Annotated in this window: 12 protein-coding genes and 3 tRNA genes; 13 read left to right on the top strand and 2 right to left on the bottom strand. The window is 36.1% G+C overall.

The features are described 5' to 3' along the window. The first annotated feature begins 23 nt into the window (after window positions 1–23). The 7 genes from hemF to sucD all read left to right on the top strand — a co-directional run bounded on the left by hemF (window position 24) and on the right by sucD (window position 4,498). On the top strand, window positions 24–848 hold the full coding sequence (gene hemF / locus INQ25_RS05920) for an oxygen-dependent coproporphyrinogen oxidase (RefSeq protein ID WP_213863300.1): 825 nt from the start codon (window positions 24–26) through the stop codon (window positions 846–848). A 104-nt stretch (window positions 849–952) separates the two neighbouring features. After that, a tRNA-Glu gene (locus INQ25_RS05915) sits at window positions 953–1,024 on the top strand. Between the two features lie 28 nt (window positions 1,025–1,052). Next, complete coding sequence (locus INQ25_RS05910; RefSeq protein WP_213863299.1) at window positions 1,053–1,739, top strand: 16S rRNA (uracil(1498)-N(3))-methyltransferase; 687 nt, start codon at window positions 1,053–1,055, stop codon at window positions 1,737–1,739. Between the two features lie 217 nt (window positions 1,740–1,956). Then, a tRNA-Pro gene (locus INQ25_RS05905) sits at window positions 1,957–2,030 on the top strand. A 199-nt stretch (window positions 2,031–2,229) separates the two neighbouring features. Then, window positions 2,230–2,430 carry a 30S ribosomal protein S21 gene (gene rpsU / locus INQ25_RS05900; RefSeq protein WP_006279819.1) on the top strand — a complete coding sequence of 67 codons (201 nt, stop codon included), beginning with the start codon at window positions 2,230–2,232 and terminating at the stop codon, window positions 2,428–2,430. Between the two features lie 37 nt (window positions 2,431–2,467). Beyond that, window positions 2,468–3,619 carry an ADP-forming succinate--CoA ligase subunit beta gene (sucC, locus tag INQ25_RS05895; protein WP_174515667.1) on the top strand — a complete coding sequence of 384 codons (1,152 nt, stop codon included), beginning with the start codon at window positions 2,468–2,470 and terminating at the stop codon, window positions 3,617–3,619. A gap of 3 nt (window positions 3,620–3,622) precedes the next feature. Further along, window positions 3,623–4,498 (top strand): succinate--CoA ligase subunit alpha, encoded by an 876-nt coding sequence (gene sucD, locus INQ25_RS05890; RefSeq protein ID WP_155969196.1) that lies wholly within the window; start codon window positions 3,623–3,625, stop codon window positions 4,496–4,498. A gap of 8 nt (window positions 4,499–4,506) precedes the next feature. Here sucD and dapF read toward each other — a convergent pair whose 3' ends face one another. Together dapF and INQ25_RS05880 are read right to left on the bottom strand one after the other, a co-directional pair. Beyond that, on the bottom strand, window positions 4,507–5,295 hold the full coding sequence (gene dapF, locus INQ25_RS05885) for a diaminopimelate epimerase (RefSeq protein ID WP_213863338.1): 789 nt from the start codon (window positions 5,293–5,295) through the stop codon (window positions 4,507–4,509). Further along, entirely contained in the window at window positions 5,276–5,863 is a 588-nt protein-coding gene (locus INQ25_RS05880) for a nitroreductase family protein (RefSeq protein ID WP_213863298.1), read from the bottom strand. Before INQ25_RS05880 ends, dapF begins: the two co-directional genes overlap by 20 nt. A gap of 85 nt (window positions 5,864–5,948) precedes the next feature. Here INQ25_RS05880 and INQ25_RS05875 point away from each other — a divergent pair, with 85 nt between their 5' ends. The 6 genes from INQ25_RS05875 to petA all read left to right on the top strand — a co-directional run bounded on the left by INQ25_RS05875 (window position 5,949) and on the right by petA (window position 12,266). Continuing rightward, entirely contained in the window at window positions 5,949–6,476 is a 528-nt protein-coding gene (locus INQ25_RS05875) for a biotin transporter BioY (protein WP_213863297.1), read from the top strand. Continuing rightward, window positions 6,473–6,862, top strand: coding sequence for a DUF1284 domain-containing protein (locus INQ25_RS05870; RefSeq protein ID WP_151807511.1), 390 nt, complete (start codon window positions 6,473–6,475; stop codon window positions 6,860–6,862). Before INQ25_RS05875 ends, INQ25_RS05870 begins: the two co-directional genes overlap by 4 nt. A 168-nt stretch (window positions 6,863–7,030) precedes the next feature. Beyond that, window positions 7,031–7,906 (top strand): tetratricopeptide repeat protein, encoded by an 876-nt coding sequence (locus tag INQ25_RS05865; RefSeq protein WP_213863296.1) that lies wholly within the window; start codon window positions 7,031–7,033, stop codon window positions 7,904–7,906. Window positions 7,907–8,746: 840 nt separating this feature from the next. Then, window positions 8,747–8,819: transfer RNA gene (locus tag INQ25_RS05860), tRNA-Val, on the top strand. A gap of 52 nt (window positions 8,820–8,871) precedes the next feature. Further along, entirely contained in the window at window positions 8,872–11,574 is a 2,703-nt protein-coding gene (gene gyrA, locus INQ25_RS05855) for a DNA gyrase subunit A (RefSeq protein ID WP_213863295.1), read from the top strand. Between the two features lie 92 nt (window positions 11,575–11,666). Beyond that, window positions 11,667–12,266 (top strand): ubiquinol-cytochrome c reductase iron-sulfur subunit, encoded by a 600-nt coding sequence (gene petA / locus INQ25_RS05850; protein WP_010963095.1) that lies wholly within the window; start codon window positions 11,667–11,669, stop codon window positions 12,264–12,266. Window positions 12,267–12,277 lie beyond the last annotated feature (11 nt).

The raw sequence follows: 12,277 nt of genomic DNA, 5'->3' as shown, positions 1-12,277 counted from the left end.
TAATAAGCTAGCAAGAGGATATTATGGAAAAACAAAAAACACAAGCATTTAAATGGTTCTGTGCACTAAGAGATAAGATCATAGAATCTTTCTTATTAATTGAAAAACAATCATCCGCAGAGCCAAAGATCGAAAAGAGAAAGTGGGATCGCCCAGGTGGTGGAGGTGGTGAATCTACAATTATTTTTGGTAATATTTTTGAAAAAGTTGGAGTAAACGTTTCAAAAGTACACGGAAAATTTGCAGATTCAGCCATCAATGAAATTCCTGGTGCAAGTGAAAGTAACGGAGAGTTCTGGGCAAGCGGTATATCTTTAGTGTCTCATATGCAATCGCCCCTTATCCCTGCAGCGCATATGAACACAAGGCTGATATATACTTCAAAACAATGGTTTGGTGGAGGAATGGATTTTACGCCAATATATAGAAATGAAGAAGATTGCAAGTATATTCATGAATCAATCAAAATGACATGTGATAGATTTGACACCGGATATTATCCAAAATTTAAAGAGCAATGTGACAATTATTTTTTCTTACAACACAGAAAAGAGCCACGTGGCATTGGTGGTATTTTCTATGATAATCTGAGTTCTGGCAACTGGGAAAACGATTTTGAGTTCACAAAAGCAGTAGGTGAAGCCTTTTTGGAAATTTATTTGCACGTCATACGTAAACATATGCAAAAATCTTGGACAAAAGAACAACGAGAAAATCAATTAATAAAACGTGGCAGATATGTAGAATTCAATCTGTTATACGATCGTGGCACAAGGTTTGGTTTAATGACTGACGGCAATCCAGATGCAATTATGATGTCAATGCCACCACTTGTTAAGTGGGTGTAAATCACTCTTATTACAAATTGGGATTTCACAAAAACTGCTTGTGTCATAAAACAATTGAATTGACTTTATGTGCATAATCAATATAACTTGAGTTAATTCGCATTGACTCTTTCGTCTAGTGGTTAGGACACCACCCTTTCACGGTGGTAACACGGGTTCAAATCCCGTAAGAGTCACTCAAATAGAATATAATTAAAGTTTTAAATGGGAAAAATTAGGCTCTATGTTGAAGAAGCTTTATCACAAGGCGTGAGTTTAGCACTTAATCCACAACAAAGTCACTATATTTGCAATGTAATGCGGCTTAAGAAGTATGATAATCTCTCTCTTTTTAATGGAAAAGATGGAGAATGGTTAGGAGAAGTAGTTAATATATCGCGTAAATTGACAGAAGTTACACTCAAAGAATGCACTAAACAACAGCAACATGAGGAAAATTTATACCTGTATTGTGCCATGGTAAAAAGTGCTGCTTTGAACAACATAGTAAGACAGGCAACTGAAATGGGAATAACCTGCATTCAATTTATTTCAACGGAACGTACAGTGGTAAAAAACATTAACCTAAGTAGAGCAAAATTACAAGCAATCGAAGCAGCGGAACAATCCGGTAGGATGAGTATACCAGAGATTTTGCCTCCTATTAACTTTTGCGAATTACCTGATTCCCAGAGTAAAAATTTTGTTTTATGTGATGCAACAGGTAAAGCTGATAAAGTGCTGAAAGGTAAGAAAAATGTTGCTATTATTGTTGGCCCTGAAGGTGGTTTTTCATCTTATGAACTTGATCTTGCCGATAAGTTTTGTCAAAAATTGAGTCTAGGAAAAAGAATTTTAAGAGTCGATACCGCTGTGGTTGCTGCACTAACTTTCACCAATTGGTGTAGCTAGATTTTTAAATATGGCTAAGGTTTGGGCCATAGAGAAATCTGATTCAGTGTTGCACGCGCTAAACTCTATAGGTCACCTGCGAAGCAGTTTGCTACTAAAGAGGAGCTAATAAAAAACGTATTCTAAGATAATATTAAATCTTATATTATATTTTTTCTAAAATAAACAAATGAACCTTGCATTTTGCCTGAATTATTGATAGCCTGAGTAAAGAAGTCGGGGCGTAGCGCAGCCTGGTAGCGCATTTGGTTTGGGACCAAAGGGTCGGGAGTTCAAATCTCTCCGCCCCGATGTTAGTACGATTGTAAAAACGCTGCAATATAAGAGTAATCTCCATCAGTAAGCAAGTAGCTGACACTGGAATGACATCATTTACCATGTAAATTGTGGCATATTATATTTTAACGCTCAAGTTTATAAAATAATTGACAATGTTAATTTTCTAATTTATAAATAGATTTTGACATGATTATCGAAGGAGGTATAGAGTTTGATAGAAGTATCAGTCCATTATGGTGATGTAGACAGAGCTCTTCCAGTATTGAAAAAAACAATTCAAAAGGAAGGAAGAGGGTTGAAAATGAAAAAACAATATCATGAAAAAAAATCAGAAAAAAGAGCTAAAAAGAAAGCTGAAGCTAAAAAAAAGAGGTACCAACAAGAGTGCAGAAGGCAGCGTTATGGTTGGTAGTTTGTACTCAAGTTAATAGTTTATCATTGGTTATTTTATGAATATTCACGAATATCAAGCGAAAGAAGTTTTGCATAAATTTAATGTCCCAGTGCCAAAAGGTTTTGTTGCTACATCTGCGGAAGAAGTAAAGACTCAAGTAAGTCAATTAAAATCTGACGTGTTTGTAGTTAAAGCTCAAATTCATGCAGGTGGTAGGGGTAAAGCCGGTGGCGTAAAGCTAGCAAAGTCAGTTGAAGAAGCTCAACAGTTTGTAAAGGACATGATTGGTATGACTTTAGTTACTCATCAAACAGGGCCAAGCGGGCAGCAAGTAAGAAAAGTGTACGTTGAAGAAGGCTCAAGCATTAAGAAAGAGTATTATTTAAGCCTGGTAATCGACCCGAAGCTCAGTAGGCCAATATTCATATTTTCCTCAGAGGGTGGAATGGACATCGAAGAAGTGGCGAAAAATTCTCCCGCAAAAATTGTGAAATTTGATATTGATTCTGCTACAAGTTTTGATAGCAGCAAGTTAAGCAGCAGTTTTCATTTGAGTCCAGAACAAATAGAAAAGATATCGAACATTGCAAAAAAAATATATGATGCATTTATTGCAACTGACGCGAGCCAAATTGAAATTAATCCACTGGTTGAAACAAATTCTGGAGATTTTATTGCGCTCGATGCAAAAATTAATTTCGATGATAATGCTTTATATCGTCACCCAGAAATTATGGAACTTCGTGATTATGATGAAGAAGTGAAAGAAGAGATAGAGGCTTCAAAGTATGGGCTCAGTTACATCAAAATGGATGGCAGTATTGGTTGCATGGTAAATGGTGCAGGTCTTGCTATGGCAACAATGGATATAATAAAATACTACGGAGCAGAGCCTGCTAACTTTTTGGATGTTGGTGGTGGAGCGAGTAAAGAAACTGTAACTGAAGCATTTAAAATCATATTGTCTGATAGCAACGTAAGAGGAATTTTGGTTAATATATTTGGTGGTATAATGCGTTGCGATATTATCGCAAGTGGAATTGTTGCGGCTGCAAAAGAAATGAGCATTAAAGTTCCTCTAGTGGTTAGATTATCAGGTACTAATTTTGAAGAAGGAAAAAAAATTTTAGAAGAGTCGGGATTAAATATTATTGCTGCAGATGAGCTAGATGAAGCTGCGCAAAAGATAGTAAAAGAGGTAAAATAAAGCATGTCCGTTTTAGTAAATAAAGATACAAGATTAATATGCCAGGGTTTTACTGGTGCACAAGGTACGTTTCATTCAGAGCAAGCTATTGACTACGGGACGAAAATGGTTGGCGGTGTAACTCCTGGAAAGGGTGGTAGCACTCACCTTAATTTACCGGTTTTTAATACTGTAGCAGAAGCCAAAGAAAAAACCGGTGCAAATGCTACAGTTATATATGTACCTGCTAAATTTGCTGCTGCTGCAATACTTGAAGCAATAGATGCAAAAATAGAATTGATAGTTTGTATTACAGAGGGCATTCCTATACTTGATATGGTGAAAGTTAAGCGCGCGCTTGTTGATTCAAAAAGTCGATTGGTTGGTCCCAACTGTCCGGGAATTATTACGCCTGAAGAGTGCAAAATAGGAATTATGCCTGGCCATATCCATAAGCGTGGACACATAGGAATTATGTCTCGCTCTGGAACTTTAACTTACGAAGCAGTAGCACAAACAACTGCTGTTGGTCTTGGTCAATCCACATGTATCGGAATTGGGGGGGATCCAGTTCATGGTATGACATTTGTTGACTGTATGGAGCTCTTTTTAAAAGATAACGATACTCATGGTATTGTAGTTATTGGTGAAATAGGTGGAAACGAAGAAGAAGATGTATCACATTTTGTGAAAACAGAAAAAACTAAAAAGCCAATCGTTGGTTTTGTAGCAGGCCAAACGGCACCTCCAGGAAGACGTATGGGACACGCTGGAGCAATCATCTCTTCCAGCGGTGGAAGTGCTGGTGCAAAACTAGAAGTTATGCGGAGTGCCGGGATTGCAATTGCTGAAACCCCTGCAGTAATTGGTAAGAAGGTATTGGAAGTAATGCATCACTAGAATTAGGGTCACAAAAACCCTATATCACCGGTCATGAATACGTTATTTGCCCATTCGATTAATAACTTCCCTCCTGGTAAATTTACTGAAGTCTGTTGGACAGTCAGATATCCACGTAGTGTGGATGTAACAAGTGCTGCACAGGCTGCACTACCGCATGATGCAGTAATGCCTGTACCTCTTTCCCAAACTCTTAAAGCTATTTCTCCAGACTTTTCAACTTGTGCAATACTAATATTAATTTTCTGAGGAAATAATACGTGACTTTCCAACTTTGATCCTAAACTTTGCAATGGTATTTCATTTACGTTATCAACAAAAAAAACTATGTGAGGATTACCAATATTTACTGCAACAGGATCTTTTAGCATTTCAAGCTCTATAGGTAAGTGAAGAGTGTCACACTCAGTAGACAAGGGAATTTTATGCCATTTTAGCAAAGGTTTACCCATGTTAACCTTTATGGATTTATCACCAACTTTAAAACACTCTAAAATGCGTTTGTTTACCAGCTCAATAGTGATATACTCAGCACCTTTTTCTGACATTAGCAAATATCCAACGCAACGTGCTGCATTTCCGCACATTTCAGCTTTGCTACCATCAGCATTATAGATATGCATAAAGCAGTCTGCAGCATTAGACATTGTTATAATTATCACTTGATCACAACTGCTTTGATCAGCAATTTGTCTATAGTTCCAGTCTAAATTGTTTGTTGAACGTGAGTCTATGATAACGAAGTTGTTACCAGTTCCATGCATTTTGATAAAATTTTCAGAATTTTGGCCACTCATCATAAAAAAATATTTCTTCTATTGGTCTTCTTTTCTTCTTACTTGTTTCAGCACCCTCTTCTTCGTAACCAACCGCTATCACTGACATTACGTTAAAGTCATTGGGTATATTGAACTCTTTCACTATTTTATCTCTATCAAATCCACCCATTTGATGGGCCATTAAGTTCATAACTGCAGCTTGTAACATAAGTCCATAATTTGCTGCACCAGTATCATGATTAGCCCAAAAATTTTCACCTTTGTCAGATTTACGGAAATTCTTAGCGCTTAGAGATATAATTAGTATTTGTGCATCTTTTGCCCATTTTTGATTAGATTCATCAAGACAATTTAGCAGCTTTTCCCATACGCTTTGATTGTTCTGTTTGTTGCATATTACGTATCTCCAGGGTTCATCACCAAAACATGAGGGAGTCAGCCTTACAGCTTCCATTAAAATATCCATGTCTTCCTGAGATATTGCTCTTGTAGGATCGTATGAACGTCCGCTGTGTCTTGCTTTCATCAACGATAATAGATCTTGTTTACTCATCATTTTTAATTTAATAGTGCATAAATAATTCATTGTAGCACAATATAAGCAAAATTTAAATTGCAAAACCTCTCATACACATATATTACATTTAATAAGTTATTTTTATTGGGAAGGTATGTTTATAACACAATCTAGCAGTAGATCAACACTGGCTGAAATATTGTCTTGCATTTTACTTTTATTCTTGATGGCTCAAATAAGCATACCATTGCAGCCTGTGCCTATCACATTGCAAACTTTAGGAGTAATGCTTATTGGGCTTAAATTTAACTGCAGAACAGCATTCTATTCTGTGCTTACATATCTATCACTTGGTGCAGCAGGATTGCCTGTTCTTGCGAATTTTTCTGGTGGTTATCACGCTCTTCTTGGACCAACCGGCGGATATTTAATTGGCTGTTTAGCTGCTGTTATGGTAATGAGCAAAGTAAATGAATTACTGAACTCTAAATATAAATCATTTGTGTGTAATTCTTTAAGTTGTCTGGCTGGTACAGTTGTAATCTTTATTTGTGGTGTTAGTTGGCTTGCTGTTTACTTGGGTCTGGAACAAGCAATAATGGTGGGTGTTTTACCATTTATCCTTCCTGGTTTGGTAAAAATTTTTCTACTTGTAGCGGCTTTGCAATATTTAAAAAAATGATAAAGTTTCGCCCTCATCATTTCATGTGCACCCTCGCGTTTCGGGGATATGGGTATTCTCAGGGTTTTGTAGAAAATTATAGGAAGATAGCAAGTGAAGTGGTTAGTACTCAAATCGAAGTAGTTGGTAACCTTGATAGTATTTGTAGTGCTTGTCCAAATCAGACTAAACAAGGTAAATGCACCGAACAAGCTAAAGTTTTAGAGCTAGATAGAAGGCATATGGAAATTTTAGGAATTAAAATTGGCGAGACTTTGACCTGGAGTGAAGCGGTAGAAAAGATTAGAGAGAAAATGTCTTTAAAGAAATTCGAGTACGCATGTGAGGGGTGCAACTGGCAGCCATATGGAATATGTAAAAATGCCCTTTTAAATCTACAAAGGTAGTTGACAAAATGTTAAGATAAATCGAAGCATTTTTGTGAAAATGAAGCGAAATATGGAAGACAAAAGATAAATGCATTCTGAAAGGCTACACAGCATGTTCGTCCCGCTAATTAATAATATCTTTATTATTGTATGAGATAGGTAATTTAGCATTTATGAATTTGTAATGTGTTGCATATAGCTCAAAGAAATAAGGTTTACTGGTTACACGCTGCAGCCAATGCCACAACACTAGGACCTATGTTTATCTGCATGTTAATTTGCGTTGTGATTTTATGGAGGTCTTCTGTTACCTATGCTAGTGAAAATTTGGAGATACAGAAGGCCTTTGATAGTGTTGTCAAGCATATAAAAGCTGATAAAAAATATAAAGATCTTGATGTTATTGAGAGAAAAAGTGATAAATTTAACATCAAAATTGCGCAGAATTCTGGCAAGAGTTTTGACATATACTCTACTTTAAAAAAAGCAAAAGATTCCTTTGAATCAGGAGATAATGAAACAGCTATTTCTCTCCTTAATCAGATCATTGCAAAGTTTCCTTATCATAAAAATGCTTTAATTGGATTGGGAAATATTTATTACGCTAATAAAGAATACAAAAAAGCTGTAGAGATTTACACAAGACTGTTAAAAGAACACCCTAGTAACCCTTACATATTAAAAAATTTTCTGACGATAATCTCACAATATGATCCTGATCTGGCGTTGAGTGAAATGTTAAAATTGTATGATATACATAAAAATTATGCTCCTTTATTAGCAAATTTAGGTATGATCTATATGAAAAAGGAGGATTATGTAAAAGGTAAAGAGTATATGATAACTGCTATTTCCCTCGATGAAAACAATATTTTTTATACTTATAATTTAGCTGTTATTCTAGATAAACTTTCAGATTTTCAAAATGCTACAATATTCTACTTAAAATTGTTGAACATGGCTACAACTTCGAAAGATGTGAGTGAAAAAATACCTTTATACAAAGTGACAGCAAGACTAAAATTTATAAAACTTCACAGCACGCACTCAAAGATTTCATAAAAGCTTATAGCTCACCTAAATCTAATTTATCGTATCTGTTCAAGGGAGTGGCTAATGTGCAAATATTGAAGCAAAGTGTGTGAAACACAGATGTACGAACATTTGTTTGCAAAGGTAATTTACACAACAAATGCATAACTGTACGAACATTGTGATTTTGGCCCATCAGGAGGGTGTCATCCCAGTGCTTGACACTGGGATGGCTTTGTTGCATCGCTAGCTATGATGGATTAAAGATAAAAAAGACGGAGAATATCAGTAGCTTATTATTCTGGTATTTATAACAAGAACGGTCAGTGAATACCTAAATTTGAGTAAAAGAAATTTCACTACCACTCACTAATCCGGCTAAAATTCAAGAATTTCAATGCTTTAGCTATTTTCAATAGAATTAAATTTATTAATGTAAATAATAAATTACTATTCTTAAATTTGATCAGATTGATTGCAAAAAAACAAGATTTTCAATAGGTTACTTATAATCCTAACTATAGTTAGCCTTTCATAAGTAGCGATGCAACAAAGCCCTCTGGGATCCAGGAATTTTATTAAGTTGGCGAGCATAAAAATAGCTGTTTTATGTTAAAATACAACGTTTTAATGATTATGAAAAAGCTGGATTCCAGTGTCAAGCACTGGAATGACACCATTCTTTTTTCTGGATCCCAGTGTCGGCTACTTGGACGACACCATTTATTGTAAGGACTTACCTCACATTTACTCTATGATTATCTTTTTAGATCACCTTGTCTACCTATTTTGCCACTCTGCTGAACGGATACAATTTATTGCTATTTTTGTTTACAATAATAATATTGAGCTATAGAATTAGATCTAAAGGGGCAATTAGCTCAGCTGGTAGAGCATCTCGTTTACACCGAGGAGGTCGGCAGTTCAAGTCTGTCATTGCCCATTTGCTTAACTGAATGTTAGTATTATTAATTACTTCAATTAAAGTATAGAAAATGCAGGATAATATAGTACCAATCTCAATAGTAAAAGAGCTGGAAGATTCTTATCTTTCCTACGCAATGAGCGTTATCATAAGCAGGGCTATACCTGACGTGCGGGATGGATTTAAACCTGTTCATAGGCGTATATTATATGCAATGTCGAGAGCTGGATTCGATGCCGGTAAGCCATATAAAAAAGCGGCTCGTATAGTTGGGGATGTAATGGGGAAATATCACCCACATGGTGATGCAGCTATTTATGATTCCTTGGTTAGGATGGCCCAAGATTTTTCTCTTCTTTTACCACTTATTGATGGGCAAGGTAACTTTGGTTCGATAGATGGAGATCCACCAGCTTCAATGCGATACACAGAAGCAAGACTTCAAAAAGTGTCGCACTTTTTACTGAATGATATTGATGAAGATACAGTTGATTTTAGGCCAAACTACGATGGAAATGAAACAGAGCCTGTTGTGCTGCCTGCAGAGTTTCCGAATCTATTGGTAAACGGTGCAAGTGGTGTTGCAGTTGGTATGGCAACCAATATTCCTTCTCACAACCTTGGAGAAATAATAGATGCTTGTATATTATATGTAGATAATCCTGAAGTTACTTTGGATGAGTTACTTGAAGTGATGCCAGGGCCGGATTTTCCAACTGGGGGAACAATTCTTGGAAGGTCTGGAATAAGATCAGCATTTGCAACTGGTCGTGGATCAATTGTTGTGCAAGGCAAGACTCATATAGAAGATCTGCCACAAGATAGGCAAGCAATAGTGATTGATGAAATACCTTACCAGGTAAATAAAGTAAAATTAATTGAGAAGATAGGTGAGCTTGTAAAAGAAAAAAGAATTGATGGTATAACAGAAATTAGGGATGAGTCCGATAAGTCTGGTATTAGAGTAGTAATTGACCTCAAAAGAAATGCTGAAGCAAGTTTTATACTTAATCAAATATTGGGGCTAACTCCACTAAGAAGTAGTTTTAGTGTTAACACTTTAGTGCTCAATAACAACAGGCCTGCTTTGATGTCATTGAAAGAAATCATAGAGGCCTTTATTGATTTTAGAAAAGAAGTGTTAATCAGGAGAACAGAATTTCGTCTAAGAAAAACGAGAGAAAAAGCTCATATATATATAGGGCTCTACATTGCGGTCCTCAGCATAGATGAAGTGATAAAAATCATCCGCGGTGCAAAAGATCCTGCGGAAGCAAGTAGAGAACTTTTAAATAAAGAATGGAAAACTTCGAATGAAATCAACACTATTATCGAGTTGATTTCAGATAGCGCAAGTTTTTTGAAAGATGGAGTGTATAGATTAACTGAGCTACAAATTAAAGCTATCCTTGATATGAAACTGCAGCGTTTAACAGGCCTTGAAAAAGACAAATTAGAAGCTGAGCTAAGTTCAATGATCAACCTGATAAAAGAATATATCGCTTTTCTTGGCTCAGGAGAGAAGTTGATGAAAGAAATAAAAAACAATCTACAAGAAATAAAGAACAGATTTGCTGTGCCGCGAAAAACTTCAATAGAAGAGTCAGACGCGGACATTGAAGCTGAAGATCTAATTCCACAAGAGGATATGGTGATAACCGTAACTATGAATGGTTATATCAAGCGTGTAAAACTTTCTCACTACAGAACTCAGCGTCGTGGTGGAAAAGGAAAGCTAGGACAGGGATTAAAAGAAGAGGATGTAATCACAGAATTATTTGTTGGAAATACCCATACTAGCTTTTTATTCTTTTCTAACATTGGTCGAGTTTATAGATTAAAAGTTTATAAGTTACCTCTTGCAGAGCCAACCGCACGTGGAAGAGCACTTGTTAACATATTTCCGCTTAGCGATGGTGAAACTATAACTAATATCATGCCATTGCCAAGTGAAAATGACGAAAATCAAAACATAGTTTTTGCTACTGCCTATGGAAACATAAGGCGTAACTCCTTAGCGGACTTTCACTATATTCCAAGCAATGGAAAAATAGCAATAAAGCTCGATGAAGGAGACAAATTAGTATCGGTTAAGGTATGTAATGAAATTGACCATGTTTTACTTTCAACAACGCTTGGAAAAAGTATCAGATTTGTTGTAAGTGATGTGCGTCAATTTAAGAGTCGCAATTCAGATGGCGTAAGAGGTATCAAACTTGTAAAGAATGACAGCGTGATATCCATGACCATATTAAATGGGATAGGTGTAGCAACAGAAACAAAAGAACTTTACTTAAAAGTTCCACTTGCAAAAAGACTGGGGACTGCAATTAATAACTCCATTGATTCTAAATTGGAAAAGACTTTGAATGATTTAGGAATAGATAACGAATTATTCTTAAAACTTGCAGTGAATGAGGAGTTTATATTAACTATTACTGAAAATGGCTTTGGTAAAAGAACTTCTGCGTATGAGTATAGAGTAACTAACAGGGGTGGTGTTGGTATCACCAATATTCTTACTACTAGCAGAAACGGTAATGTTGTTGCTAGTTTTCCAGTTGAGCAGGGTGATAATATAATGCTTATTACAGATAAAGGAAAGTTAATTCGCATTTCGGTCAATGAGATTAGAATTGCAGGACGCAGCACTCAAGGAGTCACTCTGTTTAAAACAGAAAGTAGAGAAAAAGTGGTGTCAGTAGCGAAAATTGAAGATCCTGATTCCACTGAAGATAGTATTTTTGAAGTTGAAAACTCTATCGCTTCTTAACCGTAGTATAGGTTAAACAAAAAGCGCAAGTTTTTGTTGATTAATACGCAGTATTTAAATTAAAATATATACTTATGGCTAAGTAAAGATCAATGGACAAAAAATTAACTAAAAATAAAAAACCACTGGCAGACAAAGAGGATAAAAAAACACCTCCTGTTAAAGATCTTACTAAAAATAAGAGTAGGAGAGATTTTATAACATTAACTACATGCGCTATGGCAGGTATAGGAGCTGCAAGCGGACTTTGGCCACTGGTTAAATCTATGAATCCTTCTGCTGAAGTTCTAGCAACTTCCACAGTGGAGGTGAATTTGTCTGGAATTCAGGAAGGACACGGAGTAAAAGTAAAGTGGCAAGGTAAACCAGTATTCATTCGTAGACGCACAAAGCAAGAAATTGAGGCTGCAAGAGCTGTGAATGTGAAGAGCTTGAGGGATCCTCAATTAGATGAGCAGAGAGTATACGAAGGAAAAGACGAATGGTTAATTATGCTTGGAATATGTACTCATCTTGGGTGTGTACCGGTTGACCACGCTACAAGAGATGGTAATGGTTGGTTCTGTCCTTGCCACGGTTCATATTATGATACATCAGGTCGAGTAATTGGGGGTCCTGCACCGAAAAATATGGCTGTACCTGATTATTTTTTTCCCAGTGAGAATGTTGTGGTAATTGGCAAGAAGGCTTAACGAATATAAAT

Source organism: Wolbachia endosymbiont of Rhagoletis cerasi (assembly GCF_018454475.1).
Classification (GTDB): Bacteria; Pseudomonadota; Alphaproteobacteria; order Rickettsiales; family Anaplasmataceae; genus Wolbachia; species Wolbachia pipientis.
This window is presented reverse-complemented; position numbering and strand designations above follow the sequence as displayed.

Excerpts from the sequence above, each read along its gene's own strand:
- INQ25_RS05870 (WP_151807511.1), top strand. The coding sequence starts at position 6,473 with ATGATAAAGTTTCGCCCTCATCATTTCATGTGCACCCTCGCGTTTCGG.
- sucD (WP_155969196.1), top strand. The coding sequence starts at position 3,623 with ATGTCCGTTTTAGTAAATAAAGATACAAGATTAATATGCCAGGGTTTT.
- gyrA (WP_213863295.1), top strand. The coding sequence starts at position 8,872 with ATGCAGGATAATATAGTACCAATCTCAATAGTAAAAGAGCTGGAAGAT.
- INQ25_RS05880 (WP_213863298.1), bottom strand. The coding sequence starts at position 5,863 with ATGAATTATTTATGCACTATTAAATTAAAAATGATGAGTAAACAAGAT.
- dapF (WP_213863338.1), bottom strand. The coding sequence starts at position 5,295 with ATGAGTGGCCAAAATTCTGAAAATTTTATCAAAATGCATGGAACTGGT.
- INQ25_RS05875 (WP_213863297.1), top strand. The coding sequence starts at position 5,949 with ATGTTTATAACACAATCTAGCAGTAGATCAACACTGGCTGAAATATTG.
- petA (WP_010963095.1), top strand. The coding sequence starts at position 11,667 with ATGGACAAAAAATTAACTAAAAATAAAAAACCACTGGCAGACAAAGAG.
- hemF (WP_213863300.1), top strand. The coding sequence starts at position 24 with ATGGAAAAACAAAAAACACAAGCATTTAAATGGTTCTGTGCACTAAGA.
- INQ25_RS05910 (WP_213863299.1), top strand. The coding sequence starts at position 1,053 with ATGGGAAAAATTAGGCTCTATGTTGAAGAAGCTTTATCACAAGGCGTG.
- sucC (WP_174515667.1), top strand. The coding sequence starts at position 2,468 with ATGAATATTCACGAATATCAAGCGAAAGAAGTTTTGCATAAATTTAAT.